At 62.4% G+C, this 25185-nt stretch carries 25 protein-coding genes and 1 pseudogene; 11 read left to right on the forward strand and 15 right to left on the reverse strand.

All coding sequences use genetic code 11. From position 1 onward, the window contains the following. Positions 1-12 precede the first annotated feature (12 nt). Positions 13-1635 carry a serine hydrolase domain-containing protein gene (locus VGE08_RS09705; protein ID WP_331067672.1) on the forward strand — a complete coding sequence of 541 codons (1623 nt, stop codon included), beginning with the start codon at positions 13-15 and terminating at the stop codon, positions 1633-1635. Between the two features lie 137 nt (positions 1636-1772). Continuing rightward, positions 1773-2147 (forward strand): hypothetical protein, encoded by a 375-nt coding sequence (locus VGE08_RS09710; RefSeq protein WP_331067673.1) that lies wholly within the window; start codon positions 1773-1775, stop codon positions 2145-2147. Between the two features lie 9 nt (positions 2148-2156). Here the strand turns inward: VGE08_RS09710 and VGE08_RS09715 are convergent, their stop codons facing one another. The 3 genes from VGE08_RS09715 to VGE08_RS09725 form a co-directional block, all read right to left on the reverse strand. Continuing rightward, positions 2157-3182 (reverse strand): LacI family DNA-binding transcriptional regulator, encoded by a 1026-nt coding sequence (locus VGE08_RS09715; protein WP_331067674.1) that lies wholly within the window; start codon positions 3180-3182, stop codon positions 2157-2159. A gap of 94 nt (positions 3183-3276) precedes the next feature. Beyond that, entirely contained in the window at positions 3277-4188 is a 912-nt protein-coding gene (locus tag VGE08_RS09720) for an alpha/beta hydrolase (protein WP_331067675.1), read from the reverse strand. 83 nt (positions 4189-4271) lie between these two features. Then, positions 4272-5201: a DUF2268 domain-containing putative Zn-dependent protease gene (locus VGE08_RS09725; RefSeq protein ID WP_331067676.1), complete on the reverse strand. Its 930-nt coding sequence runs from the start codon at positions 5199-5201 to the stop codon at positions 4272-4274. A gap of 199 nt (positions 5202-5400) precedes the next feature. Here VGE08_RS09725 and VGE08_RS09730 point away from each other — a divergent pair, with 199 nt between their 5' ends. Both VGE08_RS09730 and VGE08_RS09735 read left to right on the forward strand, forming a co-directional pair. After that, on the forward strand, positions 5401-6111 hold the full coding sequence (locus VGE08_RS09730) for a YceI family protein (RefSeq protein WP_331067677.1): 711 nt from the start codon (positions 5401-5403) through the stop codon (positions 6109-6111). Positions 6112-6210: 99 nt separating this feature from the next. Then, positions 6211-6984, forward strand: coding sequence for an outer membrane beta-barrel protein (locus tag VGE08_RS09735; RefSeq protein ID WP_331067678.1), 774 nt, complete (start codon positions 6211-6213; stop codon positions 6982-6984). Positions 6985-7037: 53 nt separating this feature from the next. Here VGE08_RS09735 and VGE08_RS09740 read toward each other — a convergent pair whose 3' ends face one another. Then, entirely contained in the window at positions 7038-7799 is a 762-nt protein-coding gene (locus VGE08_RS09740; RefSeq protein WP_331067679.1) for an ABC transporter permease, read from the reverse strand. Then, positions 7796-8731, reverse strand: coding sequence for an ABC transporter ATP-binding protein (locus VGE08_RS09745; protein WP_349258666.1), 936 nt, complete (start codon positions 8729-8731; stop codon positions 7796-7798). Before VGE08_RS09745 ends, VGE08_RS09740 begins: the two co-directional genes overlap by 4 nt. Before the next feature lie 253 nt (positions 8732-8984). On the opposite strand from VGE08_RS09745, the gene rocF reads away from it, so the two are divergent. The 3 genes from rocF to VGE08_RS09760 all read left to right on the forward strand — a co-directional run bounded on the left by rocF (position 8985) and on the right by VGE08_RS09760 (position 11700). Next, a complete protein-coding gene (rocF, locus tag VGE08_RS09750; RefSeq protein ID WP_331067681.1) occupies positions 8985-9953 on the forward strand; it encodes an arginase in 969 nt (322 codons plus the stop codon). A gap of 10 nt (positions 9954-9963) precedes the next feature. Continuing rightward, positions 9964-11022, forward strand: a complete 1059-nt coding sequence (locus VGE08_RS09755) for a cytochrome D1 domain-containing protein (RefSeq protein WP_331067682.1) — start codon at positions 9964-9966, stop codon at positions 11020-11022. Between the two features lie 156 nt (positions 11023-11178). Next, a complete protein-coding gene (locus VGE08_RS09760; RefSeq protein ID WP_331067683.1) occupies positions 11179-11700 on the forward strand; it encodes a putative adhesin in 522 nt (173 codons plus the stop codon). A 123-nt stretch (positions 11701-11823) separates the two neighbouring features. Here the strand turns inward: VGE08_RS09760 and VGE08_RS09765 are convergent, their stop codons facing one another. From VGE08_RS09765 to VGE08_RS09785, 5 genes are all read right to left on the reverse strand, one after another. Then, the gene (locus VGE08_RS09765; RefSeq protein ID WP_331067684.1) at positions 11824-12585 is read right to left on the reverse strand and encodes an SOS response-associated peptidase; all 762 of its coding nucleotides are present in this window, start codon (positions 12583-12585) and stop codon (positions 11824-11826) included. Positions 12586-12649: 64 nt separating this feature from the next. Further along, a complete protein-coding gene (locus tag VGE08_RS09770) occupies positions 12650-13162 on the reverse strand; it encodes a metallophosphoesterase family protein (RefSeq protein ID WP_331067685.1) in 513 nt (170 codons plus the stop codon). Between the two features lie 95 nt (positions 13163-13257). Further along, a complete protein-coding gene (locus VGE08_RS09775) occupies positions 13258-14817 on the reverse strand; it encodes an RDD family protein (protein WP_331067686.1) in 1560 nt (519 codons plus the stop codon). An 88-nt stretch (positions 14818-14905) separates the two neighbouring features. Further along, positions 14906-15367 carry a hypothetical protein gene (locus tag VGE08_RS09780; protein WP_331067687.1) on the reverse strand — a complete coding sequence of 154 codons (462 nt, stop codon included), beginning with the start codon at positions 15365-15367 and terminating at the stop codon, positions 14906-14908. A 12-nt stretch (positions 15368-15379) separates the two neighbouring features. After that, positions 15380-16120 carry a sigma-70 family RNA polymerase sigma factor gene (locus VGE08_RS09785; RefSeq protein WP_331067688.1) on the reverse strand — a complete coding sequence of 247 codons (741 nt, stop codon included), beginning with the start codon at positions 16118-16120 and terminating at the stop codon, positions 15380-15382. 122 nt (positions 16121-16242) lie between these two features. Between VGE08_RS09785 and VGE08_RS09790 the strand changes: the two genes are divergently transcribed. Continuing rightward, on the forward strand, positions 16243-17511 hold the full coding sequence (locus VGE08_RS09790; protein ID WP_331067689.1) for a fimbria/pilus outer membrane usher protein: 1269 nt from the start codon (positions 16243-16245) through the stop codon (positions 17509-17511). A 26-nt stretch (positions 17512-17537) separates the two neighbouring features. On the opposite strand, the gene VGE08_RS09795 is transcribed toward VGE08_RS09790, so the two are convergent. After that, entirely contained in the window at positions 17538-18341 is an 804-nt protein-coding gene (locus VGE08_RS09795) for a DUF4159 domain-containing protein (RefSeq protein ID WP_331067690.1), read from the reverse strand. A 159-nt stretch (positions 18342-18500) separates the two neighbouring features. Here VGE08_RS09795 and VGE08_RS09800 point away from each other — a divergent pair, with 159 nt between their 5' ends. After that, a complete protein-coding gene (locus tag VGE08_RS09800; RefSeq protein ID WP_331067691.1) occupies positions 18501-19379 on the forward strand; it encodes an acyltransferase in 879 nt (292 codons plus the stop codon). A 27-nt stretch (positions 19380-19406) separates the two neighbouring features. On the opposite strand, the gene VGE08_RS09805 is transcribed toward VGE08_RS09800, so the two are convergent. After that, the gene (locus VGE08_RS09805) at positions 19407-19976 is read right to left on the reverse strand and encodes a glycine zipper 2TM domain-containing protein (protein WP_331067692.1); all 570 of its coding nucleotides are present in this window, start codon (positions 19974-19976) and stop codon (positions 19407-19409) included. A gap of 161 nt (positions 19977-20137) precedes the next feature. Continuing rightward, positions 20138-20227, reverse strand: a pseudogene (locus tag VGE08_RS26535) (PEP-CTERM sorting domain-containing protein); the annotation flags it as partial. Between the two features lie 870 nt (positions 20228-21097). Here VGE08_RS26535 and VGE08_RS09815 point away from each other — a divergent pair. Together VGE08_RS09815 and purT are read left to right on the forward strand one after the other, a co-directional pair. After that, positions 21098-21571, forward strand: coding sequence for a RidA family protein (locus VGE08_RS09815; protein ID WP_331067694.1), 474 nt, complete (start codon positions 21098-21100; stop codon positions 21569-21571). Positions 21572-21712: 141 nt separating this feature from the next. Continuing rightward, a complete protein-coding gene (gene purT / locus VGE08_RS09820) occupies positions 21713-22903 on the forward strand; it encodes a formate-dependent phosphoribosylglycinamide formyltransferase (protein WP_331067695.1) in 1191 nt (396 codons plus the stop codon). Here the strand turns inward: purT and VGE08_RS09825 are convergent, their stop codons facing one another. Both VGE08_RS09825 and VGE08_RS09830 read right to left on the reverse strand, forming a co-directional pair. Next, positions 22904-23644: an EcsC family protein gene (locus VGE08_RS09825; RefSeq protein ID WP_331067696.1), complete on the reverse strand. Its 741-nt coding sequence runs from the start codon at positions 23642-23644 to the stop codon at positions 22904-22906. 189 nt (positions 23645-23833) lie between these two features. Then, complete coding sequence (locus VGE08_RS09830) at positions 23834-25042, reverse strand: aldose epimerase family protein (RefSeq protein ID WP_331067697.1); 1209 nt, start codon at positions 25040-25042, stop codon at positions 23834-23836. Positions 25043-25185: the final 143 nt, after the last annotated feature.

Consider the following 25185-nt stretch of genomic DNA (forward strand, 5'->3'; position numbering starts at 1 on the left):
GAGGGAAAATCAATGCGCGTCACGTCGCGAGAGCAAATCGACTCTCGTTCTGAATTCTTTCGGCGCTGTCGCCTGCTGGCGATCAGCGCAGTGTCTGTCGTCGCGATTGCCGCCTGCGGCGGCGGTGGCGGTGGCGGCGATAGCGGAGGCGCGCAAGAACCTCCGCCTACGCAGTCGCCACCATCAAATCCACCATCAACACCACCGCCGGCCAACGCTGCGCCGACAGTGAATGCCGGTGCGGATCACACGATCGAGTGGCCGACCAACACGGTCGAGGTGTCGGGATCGGCAACAGACGATTCATCCACATCGCTGACTTATGAATGGAGCGCGACCAGTGGCCCGACCGGTGTGACGTTTGCATCGGCGACCTCCGCCGCGACGACCGTGACGTTCCCGTCGGCTGGCAGCTATGTGCTGACCTTGACGGTGAGTGATGGCAGCGCGAGCGGCACCGATACAGTTGCCGTCACCGTGAATCCCGCGACATATCCAGCATCCGATGCTGCCAACGACACGGAAGATCATGGCTGGGCGCGCGTCGCCGCCGCGGCCGACGTTGGCATGGATCAAGCGCTGCTCGTACAAGCGGCGACGTATGCATCGACCAGCGGCACCGTGAATCCGGCCGACAACGCCGGCATGATCGTGCGCCATGGTCGCATCGTCCACTCGTGGGGCGAGATCGACCAGCGCTATGACATGAAGTCGACGACCAAGTCGATCGGCGGCATCGCGCTGGGCTTGGCAATCGATAGAGGGTTGCTCGCGGTTGGCGATGCCGCGCAGACACGGCTGCCGACCATCGGCGCCATTCCGGCCTCGAATGCCGGCACTGGCTGGCTCGGCGATATCACCGTGCTGCAACTGGCGACGCATACCGCTGGCTTCGCCAAGACCGGCGCATATACCTTGCCGCCGCCGAACGACGCCAATCCGACGTTGATCTATCAGCCCGGTACCACCTGGTTCTATTCCGACGGCGGTTTGAACTGGCTGTCCGAAACATTGACGGCCGTGTTCAATCAGGACCTCTCGGAGGTACTGCGCACCGATGTCTGGAGTGTGCTGGGCTTGAACAGCACGACGGGTCCCGCGGGTGGCGGCTCTACGTCCGATATCCACTGGCGCGACAACGCGTTTCGTCCGCAAGGCGATACCATTCCTCACAACCGCGAGCTCGCTTCCGGCATATTCGCGAACGCCAATGCGATGGCGCGCGTGGGTCTGTTGTTCCTACGCAAGGGTATGTGGGCCAACGATCAGCGAGTGTTGTCGGAAGCGTTCGTGCAGCTGGTGAGCACGCCTCCGGAGGCAAACGCGGCACTGAGCAATCCGGACGAAGCGAACTTCCCGGGCGCGACCACCAACTATGGCGTGCTGTGGTGGACGAATGCGACCGGCCTGTTGCCGAACGTACCGCGTGACGCGTTTTGGGCCTGGGGCTTGGGCGACAGCTTGATCGTGGTCATTCCGAGCCTGGATATCGTCGCCGTGCGCGCCGGTCCGCAGGCCGATCCGCTAACCCAGGAGACGCCCACCGAGCGCGTGTGGAATGACACCGATTGGAACGGCGACTATGCCGTGCTGGCGCCGTTCCTGGATCCGATCGTCCAGTCCGTGACGCCTTGAAGTAGCGCAGGGTGAGTCGGAGGCGCGCGTCCGAAACATTCGGCGCGCGCCTTCGACGTCTGGAAGGCACGTCTGGAAGGCATACAGCCAGGGTAATCTCATTCTCTGGGCCGATCCTTCCTGGCAGGAGGTCGACCATGACCAACGATCGTTATTTCCTGCCGGAGGACGACGGACCGGCGCAATCCGACACCGGGCAACCGGCCACGCCACGGCAATGGGCCGCGATGAGCTTCGATCCCGTGCCGATCGATGCAGCCAGATTCGGCGCGCAGTGGGAGCAGGCGCGCGGCGAGGTGGCACGGACTACGGTCGGGCTGTTGCGATTCGACGATAAGGAGCTCACGCAACTCTTCATGAACCAGCCCGAGCCGCTACGCCATGCGATGCAAGTGCACACCAGCTTGCAGCGGGAGCTCGACTATCTGAAGACGCACATCGAAGCGCTGGAGATGGCCGCCACTCGTGTGCTCTGTGCGGCGTCACGCTGCGCTGAGCAAGCACCGCCGTAAGCCGTAACGCTACTTGGGTTTGGGCGCGACGCCTGTGGAATCCCGCCGCACCAAAGAATGTGCCAGCCGCGCGGGCTTCGGAGTGGTGCCGGAGAGGACCATTTCCAGCAGCAGGTCGGCGGCGCGATAGGCCAATTGATAGGTCGGTTGGCAGATGGTGGTGAGTGGTGGCCATACCGTGCGGGCGATCGCTGCGTCGTCGAAACCGGCGACCGACAGTTCTCGAGGCACGGACACGCCCATTTCGTGCGCGGCCATGAGCGCACCCGCCGCCATGTCGTCGTTGCCTGCGAAGATTGCGGTCGGCCGCTTTGGCAGCGCCAGCAACTGGCGCGTCATTTCCAATCCCGAGTCGAACAGGAAATCGCCCTGGCGCACGTACTCCGACACATACGGGATCTTGTGATTCTTCAAGGCTGCCTTGTAGCCGCGCAGGCGCTCGCCGCTGGCAAAGTGACCGGGGCGGCCGATGATGAAACCGATGCTGCGATGGCCGAGGCCGATCAGATATTCGGTCATCTCGCGCGCCGCGGCTTCGTCGTCGATGTCCACGTACGGCGAGCTATGTTTGATTTCATTGGGCGCGATGCGTACGAACGGCAAGGCCTGGGCGTCGAGCGCGTTGATCAGCTCGGCCGATTCGCTCAGCGGCGGCGCCACGATCAGCCCGTCCAGATGCGTCTGGTTGGCGAAGGTGAGGATGTCCTGCATCACCTCTTCGCTGCGTCCGGCCACTTCGTGCAGCAACAGCAGGAACTTGGCTTCGCGACAACGCGCCAGCGCGCCACGCTGCACCTCGATGGTGTAGTTGGCGCTGGGGTTGTCGTAGACCAGTCCGACCAGATAGGAACGGCGGCTGGCGAGGCTGCGTGCCGACAGGCTCGGGTGATAGTTCAACCGTTTGACGGCGGCCAGCACTTGCGCGCGGGTTTCATCCCGAACATTGGGTTCATTGTTCAGAACCCGCGATACTGTTTTGATGGCGACGCCGGCGGCCTTGGCGACGTCGTTGATGCTTGTTCTGCGCCCGGACATGGGCGCGATGGTAGCCCAGAATTCGTTCGCCTGGGGATCGCCTCGTCTGCAGCTCCACGGCCGTTACATCGTGGGGCGACGATGTCCGCGAAGGTCAGCGGCGGATGCGGCTGTCCCCCGCCGATTCATCGACCAGTTTGGGTTTGGCCTGGCGCAGGTACAGGTCGAGGAAGTCGATGCCGTTGTCCACCGGCCGGTCGACCACGAATGTGCTCAGGTGCTCCAGGCCGCGCATCAGGTACAGCTCGGCCGGTACGCCATTGGCGTTCAGCGCCTGGTACATGGCATGGGCGTTATTGTCACCCACCGTGAAATCGAACGTGCCGTGGTACAGGAACATCGGCGGATCGTCGCTGCTCACCAGGGCCAAGGGCGAGGCTTCGCGCCACAGGCCAGGATTCTCTTCATAGGCGACGCCGGTCAGGCCCTTGGTCAGCGGGCCGTTCTTGTAGTAGCGCAGATCGACCGGCGTGCCGCCGGCCACGACGGCCTGCACGCGCGAGCCTTCGACGAACCACCGGTCGTTCGGGCTGGTGACGCCGGCGAGCGCCGCCAGGTGTGCGCCAGCCGAATAGCCCCACGTGCCGATGCGGTTCTTGAGCACGTTCAAATCCGAAGCATGCGCGCGTAACCACAGGACCGCCTGCTGCACGTCCTGGAGCTGCGCCGGGAAGCGCCAATGCGGGGCGAAGCGGTACGACATGTTCAGCACCACGTAACCGCGTTCAGCGACGCGCTGGGCAATCTCGTTCATGTCCTCGCGCGACCGGCCTTCCCAACCGCCGCCGTGGATCATGATCACGCCCGGAAACGGGCCGTTGCCGCCCGGCTTGTACAGGTCCGCCCTGAGCTCCTGGGGCCAATCCCTGGGGGTGAACACGAAATCCCGAGTCACGGTCACGGGCACCGGGCCCACCGAGGCGCCCCGGGCATTGCTCGGCCGGCCCTCGTGCGAAGCGCAGCCGGTCAAGAGCAGAGCGGAAGCCAGCAGTGCATACCTGAACATGAAACCCACCTTTGCGGTCCTATCGCGTTGCTTGTTCGCGATCGGAGCGGTTTTGGAGGCAGTCGCATTCAGGAATCGGACGCTTACCGAATTGCCGGGCGCACCCGTTCGACCCAGCCGCTGCGCCTGAGGATGTCTTGTGGATCTTCAGCTGCGATCAACTCGCGTATCGCGGCCCGCTTGTCCGGCGAGCGCTGGTAGAACTGCTTGGCGATACGGTACCCGACCCAGTAGCCGAGATCGCCCGGGCGCTCGGGGGTGCCGCGGCCGTTGTAGAGCCAGGCCGACAGATCGGTCTTGTTGATGTCGTCCAGAAAGGCGCGCTCGATCTCGCGCTCGCGTCCGGCGGCATAGCGCTGCAAGTGAACGTTGGAAATGCTCCCGGACGTCAGCTCGGCGAGCAGCTCGGCCACGCCTTCGACCAGCGATACCTGTAGCACCGTGAACTGGCCATCGCTGGGATTGCCGCTGCTCTCGACGATGGGCTGTTGCACATGGGCGTATTCGTGCGCGATGAGATGGACGAGCCGGTCGCCGACGTCGGCTTGCAGCCAGTCCGCGCCACAGACTGTCTCGATTCCGATGAGTACGCCGGCGCGGCCCGTAGTGCCGCCGCTGCTGCCCCGGCCGATCACCATCGTGATGGGCGGGAACCTGGCCTCCGGATAAATCTCGCCGAGTTTTTCGAGTACCGCCGCGAGCCGCTGCCGCACATCGGGCAGCTCAACGGCGCAGGTTCGCGCTTGCTCGTACGTGTCGCGATGTTTGCTAATGGCGTCCGCCAATTCCGTGGCGGAAATGATTCGATGAGGAATGAACTGCCGCAGGCCGTCGCTGCCCGCATCGAGGTAATCGGTTTGCAACGCCCGTGCGGAGGGCGAGCCGTTGGCGGCGTCGTAGACGCGGAAGAACAGCTCCACGTCGGAAATGTGGATCTCGGGTAATGATTCGTCGGCCTTGGCGGGCTGCCACAGACCTACGGCCAGGATCAGGCTGATGATCAGCTGTCGCATCGTGCCTCGCATGTGTCCATACTGCTGGTTCGCGTTGCCATTCCGGCGGCCAACCGGCTGGCCGGTTGGCCCCCACACATAATATCGAACAGGTGTCGGAGTGCCGGCAACCCGTTCGTCTTCAAGTCAGCTGACGAATTCTCCGCGCCGGGGCGCGGTACCGATTCTGCACTCATATCGGATACTGGAGGAACTACAGATGAACCGATTGCTCGTATCTGGCGTGCTCGCGGCGCTGGCTGCCTGCGCTCCGAAGCAGGAAGCAACCAAGGAACCCACCGCGCAGGCCACCCCGCCAGCCGCAGCCGCCACGGCCGAGGAACCCGTGAATGTTCCTGCCGGCGCGTACACCATCGACCCCTCTCATACCAGCATCCTGTTCCGTGTCGATCACCTGGGCTTCTCCAACTATACGGCACGTTTCAAGAACGCGACCGCGCAGCTGCAATTCGATCCGAACGATCTGGCCGCGTCCAGCGTCACGGTGACGGTGGATGCGAAATCGCTCGAGACCGACTATCCCGATCCCAAGGTCCTGGACTTCAATGCCGAGCTGCTCGGCGAAGGCTGGTTGGACGCGGCCAGGTATCCGGAAATCACATTCCGTTCCGTCAGCGTCGAGCCGACCGGTGCCCGCACCATGCGCATCAATGGCGAGCTGAGCCTGCATGGCGTGACGCGGCCGATGGTGCTGGATGCGAAATTCAACGGCGGCTATCGCGGCCATCCCATGGACCCGAATGCGCGCATCGGCTTTTCCGCTACGGGCGTGCTGAAGCGTTCCGAGTTCGGGGTGAGTTACGGCATTCCCGCGCCCGGCACCAAATTGGGCGTGAGCGATGAAGTCGAGGTCATCGTCGAGACTGAGTTTTCCGGCCCGCCGCTGGCTGCGACCACCGAAGGAGGTTGAGCAAAGTAAAATTTGAGCGCACGCGTAGCTCACATATGTCGTACGATTGCATCCTCTGCACCCACCAGGTGCAATCGTACGATGTCACGGAGCGCGCGAATGGATCGTGGGATTTGGGGCTACGCGGCTGCGTCGGCCATGTTTCTTGTTTCGCTGACTGGTGAAATCACCGAAGCGGCAGAACCCGGTTTCTATGTCGGCGCCGCCGGCGGTCGCAGCGAACAGCGGCTGGACAAGGGTGCGGGCGTCGGGCCGCTCATCATCGCGACCCTTCCGAGGCTCGATCCGCTTCCCGACGGTTCGGTTCCCATCCGCCTGTTTCCGCCGATCTTGGTCGACCCGGTAGTCATCCCCATGCAGCCAACCGAAGTCACGGCGGATCAGAGCGACGTGGGTTGGAATGTTGCACTGGGTTATCGCGTGAACAAGTATCTGGCGGCGGAGCTCTCTTACGTGAACGCAGGTGAAGCGTCGCTGGCGGAACGTTATTCAGCGGTGGCTGACGCGCCGATCTCAGTGCCCGATGTCCTGAGTACCTACACTGTGCGCTCGACCGGGCCTGCGGTGTCGGTGCTCGGTTCGTTGCCGCTGAGCGAGCAGTGGCAGGTGTTCCTGCGCGGCGGCGTGTTCTTCGCGAAACAGGAAGTCGAGACTCGGATGATCGTAGATAGCCCCACGGCGATCAATCGCCGGCCGATCGAGCGCGACTACAGCGACGAAGTTTTCAGCATCGGTGCCGGCATAGAGTGGGCGTTCTTGCCGCGCTGGGCTGCGCGGCTCGAGTATCAGCGCAGCGACGACCTGCAGTCCAACGACATCATGGGCGAGAGCCGCCTGGATCAAGCAACGCTGAGCGTGCTGTTCGGCCTGTAACCGTCAGCACCACATTTCATGAGAACGCGCGCGGCAGGTTGCGGCCGCGCACTTCAGCTCTTTAATCGGTAGCCGGTCTTGAAGATCCACCAGATCAGCGTCAGGCACACCGCGAGAAACAGCATGGTCATGAACAAGCTCAAGCCCACGGCCACGTCTGAGACGCCGTAGAAGCTCCAGCGGAAGCCGCTGATCAGATACACCACCGGATTGAACAGCGCCACCTTCTGCCAGAGCTCCGGCAGCATGCTGATGGAATAGAAGCTGCCGCCGAGGAACGCCAGCGGTGTCACGATCATGATGGGTACGATCTGCAGCTTCTCCCAGCCGCTCGCCCAGATGCCGATGATGAAGCCGAACAGGCTGAAGGTGATCGAGGTGAGCACCAGGAACGAGATCATCCAGAATGGATGCTCGATGCTGAAATCCACGAACAATCGCGCGGTGGCGAGGATCACCAGGCCGAGCATCAAAGATTTCGTGGCTGCCGCACCGACATAGCCGAAGACGATCTCCATCGCGGAGATCGGTGCCGACAGCACCTCGTAGATGGTGCCTGAGTAACGCGGCATATAGATGCCGAAAGATGCGTTGGAAATACTCTCCGTGAGCACCGACAGCATGATCAGGCCGGGCACGATGAAAGCGCCGTAACTCACGCCCTCGATCTGGGCCATGCGCGAGCCGATGGCGGCACCGAACACCACGAAGTACAGCGACGTGGAAATGACCGGCGACAGCAGGCTCTGCACCAGCGTGCGAAACCAGCGTGCCAGCTCGAACCGATAGATGGCGCTGATGCCGTAAGTGTTCATCGTTTGTGCACCAGGCTGACGAAGATTTCCTCCAGCGAGCTTTCGCTGGTGTGCAGATCCTTGAAATCGATGCCCAGCTCGTTGAGTTGCCGCAACAGGCTGGCGATGCCGGTAGCATCGGCCTGAGCATCGAAGGTGTAGATGAGCTCGTTGCCGTCCGCGGCCAGCTCCAGCTGACGATTGGCGAGCTGCGGCGGCACCGCCTGCAGCGGCGACTGCAGGTGCAAGATCAGCTGCTTGCGGCCGAGCTTGCGCATCAGCACCTTCTTGTCTTCGACCAGGATGATCTCGCCCTTGTTGATCACGCCGATGCGGTCGGCCATTTCTTCGGCTTCTTCGATGTAATGCGTGGTGAGGATGACGGTGACGCCGTTGGCGCGCAGCCCGCGCACCATCTCCCACATGTCACGTCGCAGCTCCACGTCGACGCCCGCGGTCGGCTCGTCGAGAAACAAGATCTGGGGCTCATGCGACAGTGCTTTCGCAATCATCACGCGACGCTTCATGCCGCCCGACAGCGACAGGATGGTGCTGTCCTTCTTGTCCCAGAGCGACAGGTCCTTCAGCACCTTTTCCAGGTAGGCCGGATCGGGCGGCTTGCCGAACAGGCCACGGCTGAAGTTCACCGTCGCCCACACGCTTTCGAACGCGTCGCTGGTGAGCTCTTGCGGCACCAGTCCGATCTTGGAGCGCGCCGCGCGATACTCCTTGCGGATGTCGTGCCCGTCGGCTGTGACGGTGCCCGAAGTCGGATTGACGATGCCGCAAATGATGCCGATGAGCGTGGTCTTGCCGGCGCCGTTCGGCCCGAGCAGTGCAAAGATTTCACCGCGGCGGATCTCGAGGTCGACGCCCTTGAGGGCCTGAAACCCCGACGCATAGGTCTTGACCAGGTTGCGGACCGAGATGATGGATTGCACGCAGTCTCCCATGCCGGAGTGGCTCGACGCGGCCGGTATTATAGAGATATCGCTGCATCCATCGATGCACCGAGCAATTTCCGCGCTTTCACGAATCCGGCGGAACACCCGGCGGTCCGCAGGTCGTTGGGTTGGCAGCATTCCGGTGAGCAGTTCACGACGCGCAGCCGCCGCCGGGGCCTCGAGCTGCTGGAGTACAATGCCCAGGCGCGGCCGGCAGCAGCGTGGCACTGATGAGCTGTCGCTCCAAAGAGAGGATTCGAGCATGAGCACGCAATCCAAGACGATGGATTCGTTGTCGACCACGAGCAGGACGCGGACGGTCGCGCTGATCGGAGCACCTACGGACGTGGGCGCTAGCGATCGCGGCTCGTCGATGGGGCCCGAAGCGATGCGAGTGGCTGGGTTGCGCGAAGCGCTGGTGGGACGCGGCTTGCAGGTGATCGATCGCGGCAACCTCAACGGCCCGGGCAATCCCTGGCAGCAGCCGATCGAAGGCTATCGGCACCTGGCCGAAGTCACCGAATGGAATCGCCTGGTGCACGAAGCAATGTATGCAGCGCTCCAGCAGGGCCAGTTGCCCATTCTGCTCGGTGGCGATCATTGTCTGGGCATCGGCTCGATCAGCGCCGTCGCGCGCCACTGTCGCGAGCGAGGCAAGAAGCTGCGTGTGTTCTGGCTCGATGCGCATGCTGATTTCAACACGCCCGAGCTTTCGCCCAGCGGTAACATTCACGGCATGCCGGTGGCCTGTCTGTGCGGTTTCGGTCCGCCGCAATTGACGGAGCTGGGCGGCCACAAGCCGGCCATCGATCCTGCGTGGCTCCGGCAGATCGGCATTCGCAGCGTCGACCCGCTGGAGAAGCGTTTCGTGCACGAGCAGGGACTGGAAGTGTTCGACATGCGCTATATCGACGAGGTCGGCATGCGGCAGACCATGGAGCAGGCGCTGCTCGGGCTGGACGACAACACGCATCTGCACGTGAGTTTCGATGTCGATTTCCTGGACCCGGAGATCGCCCCCGGCGTGGGCACCACCATCCCCGGCGGGCCGTCGTATCGCGAGGCGCAGCTGTGCATGGAAATGATCGCGGATACCGGTCGCATGGGCTCGTTGGACGTGATGGAATTGAACCCGGCGCTGGACGTGCGCAACAAGACCGCGCTGCTCGCGGTGGATCTGATCGAATCGCTGTTCGGCAAGAGCACGCTGATGCGCCGCGCGGCAACTTGATGGAGCAAAGATGAGACATCTGGCGTGGTCGTCGCTGTTGTGCTTGTTGTTGGTCACTGGCGCGAATGCCGCCGCCGGTGCGGCGGCGCCTTCCGGCACGCTGCTGGTACTCAACAAATCCGATGACACGGTGTCGTTCATCGATCTTGCTACCAGTCAGGTGAAGGCAACGCTGCCCACGGGCGATGGGCCACACGAAATCGCGGTGTCCGATGATGGCAAGACCGCCGTGATCACCAACTACGGCGATTCGACGAATCCGGGCAAGACGCTGACCGTCGTGGACGTGCCCCGCAAGAAGGTGCTGCGAACCATCGATCTCGGCAACTACAGCCGTCCGCACGGCATCGAGTGGCTGCAGGGCGATGAAGTCGCCGTCACAGTCGAGGCCAGCAAGGCATTGCTCATCGTGGGCGTGAACGACGGCAAGGTGAAACATGCGATCGCCACCGACCAGGTCGGCTCGCATATGGTGGCGGTCAGTCCGAAACATCGCCGCGCCTTCACCGCCAACATCGGTTCGGGCACGAGCACGGCCATCGACCTGTCGACTCGCCAGCGCATCACCGATATTGCTACCGGTCGCGGCGCCGAAGGCATCGCGGTGGCGCCCGACGGCAGCGAAGTGTGGGTGACCAACCGGGATGCGAACACGGTTTCCATCGTCGATCCCGCGACCTTGAGCGTCACTGGCACGCTCGTGCCCGGCGAGGTTCCCATTCGAGTGAAGTTCACTCCCGACGGCACTCGCGCACTGATCTCCAATGCCAAGTCCGGCGACGTGGCGGTGTTCGATACGGTGACCAAAGAAAAGATCGCGCGCATTCCCATGCAACAGGAAGGCGAGCAGCGCTCGAACGGCGAGTCGCGCCCCCTGGTGTCACAATTCGGCAATGGCCCCGTGCCGGTCGGCATCCTCATGCCCGAGCCTCTGTCGCTCGCCTTTGTCGCCAACACCAACGCCGACACCATCACCGTGATCGATCTGGAGACACTCGAGATCGTGAATCGCCTCAAAGCCGGCCGCGAGCCGGACGGGTTGGCGTATACGGCGCTGACTGTCAAATAGAACGCCGCTGCCGCCATTACGGCAGAACCGAGTCAAATCACCGCCCGAGAGCGGCGCAGTTGTGATATATCGCGCCACCTGGGTCGTCCTCTGCTTGCGGTCGGCAGTTGCGGCAACTCGATGGATTGGATGGTCACTCGTAACAAGGAGAAAAATATGGCTAGAAAGAATGTTTATATTGTCGGCCACGGAGCTTGGGCGCCCAAAGATGGATACGCCAAGGTGCCGGCGGGCTGCACGATCAGCTTTTACACCGAGTTCGCCAAGACATTGTCCGGCGATGATGCCGACAGAATCGTCGCGGGCACGCTCAAGCGACCGGCGCACCGCACGGTCGGGGAGTTCAAGATGGTGCCCAACATGCGCTACACGCCGGACGACGACGACAACATGGAGGATTTCAAGGCGGAGCAACAACCGGGCACGATCCTGATCTTTACCCAGAGCAACGCAGGGCAAACGCTCGAGCAGCTGTTCCACGTGATTGCATTGAAGGGCATTCGAAACTGGGACATGCACTGGACGGCCTGCTCCGCACTACAGCTGCGAGCGACCGGTTACGATGATCGTAGATTTGTCGGCAACCCGATGACTGGCGTCAATCTGACCGAAATGGACAAGGGCTACTACAATTTCGACTACGACATCGGCAAGTACTCGCTGCAATTCAGGAAATAGCCTGATCGCAGCGCGGGCCGTGGTGCCTCGCAGCCACGGCTCGATCCCCCTCCTCGATCCTCCTCCTCGATCCCCCTCCTCGATCCAGGGGGGAAACCGAATCGAATTCGCCGCCTGCTCGCGTCAGCCGAACAGCACCGGCCGGATCAGCTGCTCGTCGTTGTACTTGAGAGAGTTGATGCGCGGGCTGACGGCATGCACCACCATCTTCTCTTGCGGATAGGTGCGCAATAGAGCGCGGGCTCGGGCGTTGGGGCCGCGCAGCCAGAGCTCGTACTCGTCACGATGCAGGATCGCGGGCATGCGTTGTGACGTGTTGTGAACGTCGGCGAGCAGATCGTTGGCGGGAACGGTGATCAGCGCGCAGCCTTCGATCACGTCATCCTCGTCCTCGTTGATGGTGCGGTCCCAGAGCGCCGCGACGCCGAACACGGTGCGATTCACCAGCCGCGCAAAATAGGGCTGAAGGTACTGTTGGCTGGTGAGCTGCCAGCCGTAGAAGCCGGAGACCGGCACGATGCAACGCTGCCCGCGCCACCATGCTCCGCTGAACGCCTCGTTGCTGTCCAGTTCGTCGCTGGACGCGTGAGTCGTGCAGGCCTTCCGGGGATCGCCTTCGGCCCAGTCGGGAATCAGACCCCAGCGCATCATCACGCCTTCAGTTTCGTTCTCGAACAGGCGCACCACCGGCACGTTGTTGCGAGTGGAAACATTGAAGCTGGGCTCGAATCGCCACCACGCGTGCTGCGGCGGAAACTCGTGCTCCACGGCTGCCTGGTTTGCTATGACGAAACGTTCGCACATGACGTCGAGAATAGAAGCCGTCCGACGATAGAGATGTGATGTGACGCAGATTCCCGCAGCGCCAGGCGCCGCGTTCAGCATCGCCAATCCTGTTCCGGGCGATATTGAAACCGACCTCGGGTGGCCGGCGAACTACGCGATTTCCTCAACCTGGCAGGCGCAGCTCGACGATTTCGGCCTGCACGCCCGTGTCGCTCACGTACAGCTTTGCCAAAGCAACGGGCAACCGGAAGCGGCGCGGTCCGATGCTGCCTGGATTGACGAACAGTACGCCCTCGCGCTGCTCGAGCTTCGGTTTGTGCGAGTGGCCGCTGATGACCACCGAGACTCCGGCCGCCGCCGGGCTCAAGTCGATTTGCGCCAGGTCGTGCACGACATGAATGGCATGGCCGCGCACTTGCAGTGACAACGATTCAGGAATCGATTCAGCCCACGCGCCTTTGTCGTTGTTACCGCGAACGGCACGCACCGGCGCCACCGTTGCCAGTTTCTCCAGGATATTGGGCGCGCCGATGTCACCTGCATGAATGATGGATTCCACTTCCATGAGGTGCTTGAGCGCCTCGGGGCGCAGCAAACCATGCGTGTCGGAGACCACGCCGATCACCGTCCGATCGGGTCTTTCAGGTTCGACCGTGTGGAAAATCGAGGATGCCATTGCGGCGAATGTAGCTTCGCCGCCGGAGGGTCGCCAGCTGCGAACTTAACCAGCCCTTGCAGCTGAATGACTTCATTCAGGCGACCTACGGCCGTTCAGACGAGGGGCTGATTTCTCGGCACGCGTACCACCACGGTGCCGGCGATCTTGTCATGCCACGTCTGTCGATTGCTGTCGAACACCATCCAGATGAAGCCCAGCCCGAGCGGAATCACCGACAGGAGACATCCGAGGGCGCGCACGATGGCCGTCTCCCATTCGATGTCGCGGCCGTCGGTGCGCACCACGCGCAGGTTGAAAATAATCCCGCCGACCGTCGTGCCTCGCAGCTTCCACATCAGCGCGCCGTAACCAGCCAACGCCAGGACGAAGAAATCATCTAACGGATCGAGCATATTGACGACGATCGCGATCAGCAGCACGTCGAGGGCCAGCGCGCCCATACGAATCCAGAAGCCGGCGCGTGGCAGAGCGTTCAGCTCGGCGTTGGTCGGATTCATGGAGGGCGGCGCGCTGGCCGGTGGCACAGTGCTGTTGCCGTCAATCGCTGCGCCTGAGGTCATGGTTGCGGCGCTCGCCGCGGCTTCGGGCGCAGAGGAAACATTCGCGACCGCTGGTGCTGGCGATGCCTGGTTTGAACGCAGAGCCAACAGCACCGTATACGCCACCACGCCCAAGCCCAGCGCGCCGATCAGATTGGAGATGATGAAGCCAAAGACCGGCACCGTGTACAGCAGCATCACAATCAATCCGCCGAGCAGCGTCGCGACCGCAATATGACCGAACGCGCCGACGCCGGTGAAGCGAGTAATACGGCGACCCAGCGCGGCCAGCACTGCAGCCTTGCCGAACAGGCTGGCGCCCATCAAAGCGATCACGAAGAACGGCGCGATCGCGATGCCGATGACAGTGATGAGCAGCACGATGATCAGCACCGGCGAGAGCACTACGGCGAGAACGGCTGCGGCCACCGACTGTGCTGGGCGTTGCTCCAGGGTCTCGACGCAGCGTTGCAGGCTCTGATCGAACATCAGCGCCAGCAGAACGTAGAAGCCGAGAAAGCCGGCCACCAGCCACCAGGCCCAGCTGATGTCGGCTTGGAAAGCCAGCGGACGGCCGTACAGCAGGCAGCAATTGAACCAGGGCTTCAGCCACTCCAGGTTGCCCAGCCGTTGACCGAAGGCGATCTGCTGTTGCGGGCCAAGCACGACCGACGTGGGATCGCGCTCGATAGTGCCGCCAATCGAAACCAGCTCGCCATTGACGACGGCATTGGGCCCAAGGCGCACATTGCCGAATACCGCCACGACGTCCTGGCCCACTTCGGCATCGACATGCACGTTGCCGAAGATGGCGACCACGGCATCGCCCACCGGGCCGGTGGCTGAAGCATCGCCACCAATCGCCATCACCACTTCGCCCACTTCGCCTGCGGACGTTGCCGAGCCGAGAATCGCGACCACTGCATCGGCATACTCGCCCGCCGGCAACGTCGAGTCGTCGCCGATGTTCATGACCACATTGTCGTTACGGCTCTTGATGCGCAGCTCGAGCTTGCGCTCGATCTCGTTCTTGGCACGCTCGATCTCTTCGCGAGCGCGCTCGACTTCGAGCTGCGCCTGCGTCTCGAGCTCCGCCGCTGGTTCTTGGGCCATGGCAACGTGTGTGCCGCCAAGGCACGCCAGCAGCGCGATCAGGAGTAATTTGCGAAACAGAAAATTCATACGAAACACCAGGCGCCCGTCAGCGGGGCGCATACAACGTTCGGTACGCAGCCGCGCTGACGCCGAACAACGTGAGATAGAGAACTGCGATTACTGCCAGCGCGCCGTAGATCCACAACGATGGCAGCGCGCGCGCCGCGGCTCCGATGGCAGCAAACAACGAATGAATCCACGCGACATCCGCGAACAGCGCGGCGCCACGAGCACCGGGATCGAGCGGCGCGACCACCAGCGCGGTGGCGCTGAGGATCAGCTTTGCAAACCCTGCCGAGGCAATGAGGAACAACAAACGAGCTGCGACTGGCCAACTCGCAAAACTGCCTTGCCACCAAGGCGCGGCCGCGCGGCGCGCGATCTCCGCCATCACTTTCGCTTCGAGGCTGTCGGGGGCGCGGCGCAACGGTTGGTCGCGCAGAGCCTTGTCGATCAGCTGTGCCAGTTGCTGTTCGCGCTGTTCGTTCGGGTTCATGGGAGTGTTCATGATGGCGGTTCTCTAGAAGCAATCCGCCGTGAGGCCGCGGGCAGCGAGATGTTTTGCCAGCGTTGCGCGTGCGCGCAGGATGTCGATCTTCACTTTCGCCAGCGAAACGCCGAGTTGCTGGGCGATCTGCTCGTAGGACATTTCTTCGAAGTGGTACAGCACCAGGGGCAGGCGGCGATGGTCGGGAAGTTGGTTCAAGGCCGCGGCCACGATCTCTCGGCGGGTCTCCGCGTCGAGGTCGACCGCGCTCGCGCCGTCCGGCTGCGGAATCTCGAAGTCCGTGTCGTCATCGTCATCATCGCTGCGCATCTCGGAAAAGAACCGCCAGCGGCGCCGATAGCGGGTGGCGTGGTTGAGCGAGAGATTGCGAGCCACGGTCTTGAGCCAGCCGCCGGCAGCGGGGCTGGTGCTCAACTGCGCAAAGTTCTCGTATGCCTTCAGGAAGACCTGCTGGGTAATGTCTTCAGCCGGGCCGTCGCGGCCGGTAATCCGGGCGGCAGTGCTGAAGACCATGTCCTGATAGGCACGCATGAAGCTTGCGAAGTCGTCCTGGCGCTGGGCGGTGTCCGGTGGGTGTCTTGCCACGGTGAAGTCGTCTTTAAATACAGAACACCAGGCCACCGCCGAAGTTACAGGGCAAGCCGCCCGGGCGAATGCGCGCTGGAATCCACCGGGGCCGGGCCGGGAACTTTGTCCGGCATGGGTCGACAAAATAACCCACCGGATGGCAAAAATGCGAACCCGCGCACCCACTTACAGGCTCACCTGATGGTTCGGCCGGGCCCGCACTGTTAGACTGCCGGTGCGCTTGGGCCAATGTCGCCCGCCAGACCCCCATGGTGCCGCTGACCGTCGCCGCCAGAACGGATGACTTGATGACCTCGACGATACGGACTTTCTTCATCCTGGTTGCTGCGCTGGCGCTCACCGGTTGCGCCGTGCCCACGGTGACCGAGCCCGAAACCGTGGCCGTGCGTGCCACCTCGTTGAATCCCGCATATTCGTCCATCAATGCCCAGGTGCTCAGTGATGCCGGCAGGGTCGACTCGACCTTTGTCGCGTCCGTGGACCCGAAGGCTCTCACCGGCACCCTGACCCGGCTGCAGTCCACATACAGCCAGAAGTTGGGGGACGAGAATCTGCGGGTGGGCGATGCTGTCAGCAGCATCGGTATGTGGGGCACCTCGGTCCGCTACGGCGGCATGCAGTTCGGCACGCGTTCCGAAACCCGCGATGACGTGATCAATTCGAGCCGCATGGCGACCGCCGGCCTGGCCGTGCTGCCCACCGTGGCCGACGCGCTGTTCGCCTCGGTCAGCGACGCCGGTACCGGCTTGAACCAGCGGAGCCTCGCGGTCAATCGTTCGTTGCCCTCGGGGAGCCAGGCCTGGAACCTGGCCGTGAAGGATGCGCTGGGCCATTCCGAATCCATTTCCGCGCCGATGATCACCCGCACGCGTTTGGCCGAAGAGGGCTGCTCGGACTTTTCCGTGAGCTTCGGCAAGGTGCGCGAGGATTACGCACTCACCAGCAACTCTTACGGCCCGACCTTCGCCAATACCACCGTGGCCTGCGGTGCGCCGTTGGGCTTCACCATCGAAGGCCATGGCGAGTATCTGGCCGACGAAGTGACCGCGTTCGGCGTTGGCGTGGCTCGTCAGCTCGGCTCGCTGGGTACGGCTTCGCTGGCCTTCGCGCAGAGCAATGCCGTCAGCGGCGGCACCGGCTGGATGTCCAAGGTCGGGTTCGACCATACCAATTCGATATTCAGCCTGATGGTGCGATCACGGTTTCAAAGCCGCGAGTTTCGTGACATTGCCAGCACGGCATTGACCGATCCCATCATGCAGCGGGATCTGGCCAGCGTCGGTGTACAGGTTGCCGAGGGCGCCAGCCTGTCGGTGGCTTACGCGACGCAGACGACCTGGGCGCGCGAGCGGACCAATCTCATCTCGGTGAAGCAGAGCCTGGGCCTGGGCCGCGGCACCATGTCGATGAGCGCCGGCCATTCGCTGGAAGACAACTTCGGCTCTTCGCTGTTTATTTCTTACAAGCGGCCGTTCGGCGTGATTCGCCACACCCGTCCGGTGCTGGACGAGATCGAAGAATTCCAGCTGCAGCTGCCGCAACAAGGAAGTGACTAGTGACTGGTGACTAGTCACTTCCTTTTTCAGTGCGTCATCGCGTAAAGAATATAGTTGATGGCGTATTTGTAGGCGCGCGTCGTGTATAGCAGCGAGTATTCCGGCACGTCGGCGTGTTCCCAGGCGTCGCCCAGATCCATGTTGAAATTGATCATCACCATCAGGCGGCCGTCGTCGTCATAGATGCCGCGCCAGTGCGGCTCGAAGCCATCGCGCTCGTAATTGCGGCCGCTGTACAACGATTGGATGCCGGGAATCTGCACGTGCTCATCCAGGTCGTAGGCGACGTGGAAGACCGCGTCGTCCGGCGGCACGTCGACGATGGCCCGGTCGGGAAAGATGCGATGCATGCCTTGAATGAACGTGCTCCATTCGAGGCTGCCGTGAAAATCGTCCACCATCAGGAAGCCGCCGCGCAGCAGATATTCGCGCAGCCGGGCGATCTCTTCGTCGGTGAGCGCCCAGTGGCCGACTTCGACGGCGTAGATCCAGGGATAGTCGAACAGCGCATCGTCCATGATGCCCAGGTAGTGGCCTTCGTCGGCGGTGTCGATGCGTGTCAGCCGCTTGATGCCGCGGATCAAGTGACTTTCCGCGTCCGGCCAGTCGGTCAGCCACCGTTCACGGCCGCCGAACAATGTCGTGCCGACATACTGCATGCGGACGAACTGGAATTCGGAGTGCGGGCGCGCCGCGCTCAGCATGCGCGTATCCGAGCTCAGGGCCGCGATCGGAATCGCGATCAATGCCAGCAGGCGCCAGGCCGCGCCCCGGCCGGTCAGGGCCCGGGTGATTCGCCGGAACAGGGCTGGCGACGCGCGGCGGGTCATGCGGAGCACCATGGCACCAACCGCCCGCCCTTTGCAATGGGTGGGGCACTGGCGGCCTGTCGGCGCCTCGCCATTGGCCGGCTCGGGTGGAAAAATCGCCACATTCGCAACAGGAATGTATGCTGCGCGCGCCCCGCATCCGGGCGACAGAGTCGGGCGATGAGCTGGTTAAGAATTGCGTTCGGCACGCTGCTGCTGGCGACGAACACCGTATTACATGTCCCGCCGCTGCTGTTGGTGGCGGTGGTGAAGGCCATTCTGCCGCTGCGTCCGATCCGCCGTGCCTGCGATTGGCTGCTCATGGCCATTGCCGCCAGCTGGATCGGCATCAATACCACCTTGATCCGCTGGTTCACCAGCACCCGCCTGGTCATCGATATCGATGCGCGGCTGCAGCCCGACGGCCACTACCTGGTGCTGTCGAATCATCAGACCTGGGTCGATATTCCCATGCTGCAGGCGGCGCTGAACCGGCGCGTACCGCTGCTGAGGTTCTTTCTGAAGAGCCAGCTGTTCTGGGTGCCGTTGCTCGGTCTCGCGTGGTGGGCGCTCGATTTTCCCTTCATGAAGCGCTATTCGCGCCAGCAACTGGAGAAGCGGCCGGAGCTCGCCGGGCGCGACATCGAGGCGACACGGCGCGCCTGTGCGAAGTTCATGCATATTCCTGTCTCGGTCATGAACTTCGTCGAGGGCACGCGCTTCACGCCGGCCAAACATCAGCAGCAGGCATCGCCGTTCACGTATCTGCTCAAGCCCAAGGCGGGCGGCATCGCGTTCGTGCTCGATGCGATGGGCCGCGCGCTGCATTCCATCCTCGATGTCACCATCGTCTATCCCGATGGACGGCCCACCATGATCGATTTATTCGCGAACCGGGTGCGCGAGGTGCGCGTGAAGATTCGCGAGCGGCCGATCCCGGCCGAGCTGCTCGGTGGCGACTATCAGAACGATCCGGTGTTTCGCGAACGCGTGCAGGGTTGGCTCAACGATCTGTGGCGGGAAAAGGATGGTTTGATCGCCGAGCTGCGGACCGCTTGATCCAGCGCTGGTCCGCACGGCCGGCCCTCAGCCCATTCGCCAGACGCCGTCGCCATCGCGGCAGGCGCGGCCTTCGGACTTCTTGCGCTTCTTGCCGGCGCGGGCTTCGAGCTTGAAGCGCCGGCAGTTTTTCGAGTCCTTGGTGACGAGCGGCGTGAGCACGTAGGAAACATTGGTGCGCTCGTTGATCCAGCGCACCGCATGCCCGGGTTCGGCAAGCTCGAGCGCATGACCGAAGCAACCGCGGTCGCCTTCGTCGAGCTCTTCGCCGATCTCGCGGCCGATCACGCCGCCTAGCACCGAGCCGACGATGATGGCGACGGTGCGGCCCGTGCCGTCACCGATCTGCGAGCCGATCGCGCCGCCTATGACAGCACCGACCACGGTGCCGATCTCTTTGCGGCGACAAGAACCCGCGAGAATGCCGTAATCGCGATCCCATTCGCGGCCGGTGTAACCGACATAGCGAGGATCGTGTTTCTTGCGCCAGCCATGCGCTGGCGCGTGATCCGGCGGATCACTCAGCGCAGGCGTGCTTGCAAAGATCGAAGCGCACAGCAGCGCGCCGAGCAAAGGCTTGAGCAGACGAGTGAACATGGAAGGTCCCAGCGTGTAGCAGGAATCGTTAGCCAGGACTGCATGGTAGCAGGCGACTCCCGCGGGCCGCCGCTGTCGCCAAACGCCGAATGGTGACGACGTTGACAATAAAAAGCCTCGCACGAGGCGAGGCTAGTGTATGGATTCCCGTTATTGCTATATCAAGATTGCTTGCGGCGGCGGGCGAAACCCACTCCGAGCAGTCCGAGGCCCAGCAGCGCCAGCGTACCTGGCTCGGGCACGCTGGCCGGAGAGCTTCCGTAGAGCTGGATGTGAGACAGGCCACCGCCCTTATTGAAGACGTTCACGAACTCCCAGTCGCCGCTCGAGACCAGCGAGTTCAGCGAGTAGACGAACCACATGTCGGGGTTGTTACCGGTGCCGAACTTGAAGCCGATGGCGATCTCGTTCCAGCTTTGCCACAGGCTGCTGTCGAACGAGAACGTGCCCTCCGAGCCGTCCTGGGTGAAGCTGCCGGAGCCGATGCCGGTGAGTCCCAGTCCAGCACCTTCTCCCGTCAGGAAGTCGTCCGTCATGGTATTGCCATTGATGTTGCCGACGCCGCCGCCCAGGCATTGCGACACCAGCGATGTGTCCACGTACATGTGGTTCACCTGGGCATCCTGACATAACACCGGCACCGCCCCCGCCACCCTCATGAAGGAAAACGCCACTAGCGCGAGGGCGCCGAGGCTTATTGATCTGAGACCCATTGAGAACTCCAGTGACTGATACGCCATGCGGAGAAGCAAACAGCATGCCGTGCAACTAACTGATTGATCCGACAGGATTCGAGTTGGGTCGAGCGCCCCGTACTGTAAAGCGGATCGGCTCAGGCATGACTGCGATCACATGCAGTGGCTTAGGGGAAACGCTGATCGTTGTCATGGCAACGCGCCCAGCGCAAGTAGGCCGCACGCACGGAAGCGGCTAAGCTCAATGGCACTTAGTTAGCGCCCTGCAGTGGTTGGCGGTTAGCGGTTAGGGCAGAACGGAGGCCAGGGATTTGGCTCATTTCTGGCTAACCGCTATCCGCTATCCGCGAACCGCTGCGACAAAGACGGTTAACTAAGCACCATTGCGGCTAAGCTGGCATCGATCGACAACATCAAGGACTACCTATGCCGATTCACTCTCGATTGGGGGTTGGTTTGCTGGTTGGCGCAATGGCCATGCTGGCCACGGTGAGCAGCGGTGCTGCCGACAAACCGCAGTTTCTGAATTCGCCGCGAGCGGTGGAGCTGGATCGGCCATTCTCCGAGGCGGTGCGGGCGGGCGATTTCCTGTTTCTATCGGGGGCGATCGGTGAGACCGACGGCAAGCTGGCGCCGGGCGGCATTCAGCCGGAGGCGCGGCAGACGCTGAAGAACGTCCAGCGCGTGCTCGAGGAGAACGGAGCTTCGCTCGCCGACGTGGTGAAGTGCACGGTGTTCCTGGCTGATATCGCCGAGTGGCCGGCTTTCAACACCGTCTATCGCGAGTTCTTCAAGAAGCCTTTTCCCGCGCGCAGTGCATTCGCCGCGAGCGGCCTCGCATTGAATGCGCGCGTCGAGCTGGAATGCATCGCATACGTTCCGCAGAAGCGCAGCCAGTAAGAGGCCAATCGGCCGCAGCGATCGATGCTGCGGCCGCTGCATTGATATCGCCCGGCGCTCGCATCGCCAGATGGTCGCGCGGTTGTACGCAGTGCGCATCCGTTCGATACTTCGCGGCCTCATCCCCCTTCGAGTCCTGCCGTGACTACTCTAGGTACGCCCCTGTCGTCTTCTGCCCACCGCGTCATGATGCTTGGGTCGGGCGAACTGGGTAAGGAAGTCGTCATTGAATTGCAGCGCTTCGGCTGCGAAGTGATTGCGGTGGATCGCTATGCCAACGCGCCTGCCATGCAGGTGGCGCATCGCTCGCATGTAATAAACATGCTCGACCCGGTGGCGCTGCGCCAGGTGGTCGAGCGGGAGCGGCCGCATCTCATCGTGCCGGAGATCGAGGCGATCGCCACGCCGGCACTGCTGGAGCTGGAAAAGGAAGGTTTCACCGTCGTGCCGACGGCCCGCGCTGCGCGATTGACCATGGATCGCGAAGGCATTCGGCGTCTCGCAGCCGAGCAGTTGAAGCTGCGCACTTCGCCGTATCGATTCGCGGATACGGAAGAGGAGTATCGACAGGCGGTTCGTGACATCGGCATGCCGTGCGTGGTGAAGCCGGTGATGAGCTCGTCGGGCAAAGGTCAAAGCACCGTGCGCACCGAAGCGGATATTCCGCACGCCTGGAAATATTCGCAAGAAGGGGGGCGCACCGGTGGCGGACGAATCATTGTCGAAGGTTTCGTCAAGTTCGACTTCGAGATCACGTTGCTGACGGTGAGGCACAACGGCCAGACGAGTTTCTGTGCACCCATCGGTCACTTGCAGGTGGCCGGCGACTATCGAGAATCGTGGCAGCCGCAACCGATGAGCGATGCGGCGTTGGCCGAATCGCAGCGTATTGCGCGAGCGGTCACGGAGAATCTCGGTGGCAATGGCATCTTCGGCGTCGAGCTGTTCGTAGCGGGCGATGACATCTACTTCAGTGAAGTATCGCCAAGGCCGCACGACACCGGACTGGTGACGCTGATCTCACAGGACTTGTCTGAATTCGCTTTGCACGCGCGCGCCATCTTGGGGTTGCCCATTCCGGTGATTCGTCAGCATGGACCGGCGGCGTCATGTGCGCTGCTGGTGGAGGGCGAGTCGAGCAACGTGCGTTTCGAGAATGTCGAGCGAGCGCTTACTCAGCCGGATACGGCGGTGCGCTTGTTCGGCAAGCCGGAGGTGCATGGTCATCGGCGCATGGGTGTTTCATTGGCGCTGGGCGCCAGCATCGATGAGGCCAGGGCCAAGGCTAGGGCCATGACGGAAGCGTTGCTGGAGGGAGTGAGGCTCGACTAGTCATTGGTCGAGAGTCAGCTGGGGTCGCTCGAACCATCTCATGCGATAGGCGTTGGTGGCAGTCAGGCCGAGTTTTCTCAGCAGGCGATTGTTCACGATTACGCCGACCGGCGCGCCGATCACGGGCACCAGCTGTGCCATTTTCGCCAGGTCGATGTAGTCGCGATACTCCTGCTGGAATTTGCGCCAGTCGAAGTCATCCAGTGAGTTGGGCAGGTGCGAGCTTTGTTCGTGCCAGCTTTGCATCTTGCGATATACATCGATGCGATGAGCCTCGCTGGAGAAGGCGAGCTGGAAGATGTGCAGCAGATACAAACGTTCGCGGTAGTCCTCGCCGGAGAAGCCGTACAGCGAGGCGATTTCGAACAGCAGTTTCAGCTTGATGCTCAGGAGCAGAGGGAAGTCTGCCAGGCCGAGCAGGAATCCACCCGCGCCGGTGATGCCGCCCTCGACGGCGGCTGTCTTCCTATAACGATCCACGGTGGTGCGAACGCGAGCTTCACGTTCTTCGAGAGTGCCTTCGAGTAGTGGTGACGAAGCGGTGAAGTTGGAGCCGGTCAGCACGGCGTTCGTCATTTGTTTGATGACGGCGGTGAGGCTGGCGTGCACTTTCTCCGGAATGTAACTGTTGATCTTGCGTTGCACGCCGCTCGTCGCGCGATTCCAGAGACCGGGTGGGCGCTGCATTTCAAGCTGCCAGCGGCGTAGCTCGTCCAGAGCTTGGGTGTCGTAGGCGCTCATGAATTGCACGATGCTGCGTTTGTTTGTGGGGTGCAAGGCGACGCTTTCAGACAAGAGGCGCGGTGGCTTGCGGCGAGGCTCGGGGTATGTCCTCCCGGGAACTGGATCCGACAGGGATGTCGGTGGTGTCTGGTGGGGGGAGTCTCCTCCCACCAGACACCGCGAACCACCGAGCCTCTTACATCTTAATCAGCGAACGCTGAATGTATAAACCGTCCTGCTGTTGTACTCCTCACCCGGCCTCAACACCGTGCTAGGAAACTCCGGCTGATTCGGCGAATCCGGATAGTGCTGGGTCTCCAGACAGAACCCGCTGTGCTTCGCGTATGGCTTGCCTGGCTTTGCGGCCAACGTATTGTCCAGGAAATTGCCGGTGTAGAACTGCACGCCCGGTTCGGTTGTGTGCACTTCCATCACGCGTCGGGTGCTCGGTTCCGACACTCGGGCGGCGAGGGCCAGGCCGGGTTCTTTGCGGCGGATTACGAAATTGTGATCGAAGCCGCCGGCGAGTTTGACTTGTGGATGGGTGTCATTGATGCGGCTGCCCAGCACCACTTTGTTGCGGAAGTCGAAGGGCGTGTCGGTGACGGGTTCGATCTTGCCGGTGGGGATGAGGCCCTTGTTCACCGGCGTATATTCGTTCGCGAAGATGGTGAATTCGTGACCGAGCACATCACCGCTGCCATCGCCGGCAAGATTGAAGTAAGCGTGCTGCGTCAGGTTGACCACGGTCGGCTTGTCCGTCGTGGCGTGATAGTCGAATGACAGCTCGTTCTTGTCCGTGAGCGTGTAGGTCACGCGGGTCTGCAGGTTGCCGGGGAAACCTTCCTCGCCGTCCTTGCTGGTGTACGTGAAGATCACGCCCACCGAATCTTCCTTTTCGAACGGCTCGGCCTGCCAAACGACTTTGTCGAAACCTTTCAAGCCGCCGTGCAGGGTATTGGCGCCGTCGTTCTTCGGCAGCTTGTAGGTCTGGCCGTCGATCTTGAACTGGCCTTTGGCGATGCGATTGCCGTAGCGGCCGATGATGGCGCCGAAGTACGGCGGGTTCTTCAGATAATCGTCGAACGATTTCAGGCCCAGCGTGATGTCGCTGACCTTGCCGCTGCTATCGGGTACCAGCAGCGCGGTGATGATGCCGCCATAGTTGCTGGCGCGCACTTCCATGCCGTTGGCGTTCACCATGGTGTACAGATCGACGGCCGTGCCGTCGGGCAGCGTGCCGAACGGGGCTTTGCTGATGGTGTTCTTGGATTTTTCTTCCGGAGTCGGCGGCGCCTTGGGCGGCGGGGGTGGCTCCTGGCTGCAGCCGACCAGGGTGCTTGCGACCAACAGGCAGGCCAGCCATTGCCGGCCGGTCAAACCAGATGCGCGACCGGGACTCGAACCATTCTTCATGTGTCATCCCCCGAGGTTGGATCAACCAGAAAATAATTACCCGACACCTCCAGCGTGACCGGACGAGGGGACACATTCTCGAAAGAGGCGCCCGCGAATATTTTTGCAGATGACAGGAGCCAGGCTTGCTGTGACCCCGGTCC

The organism is Steroidobacter sp., from assembly GCF_036406195.1.
GTDB lineage: Bacteria > Pseudomonadota > Gammaproteobacteria > Steroidobacterales > Steroidobacteraceae > Steroidobacter.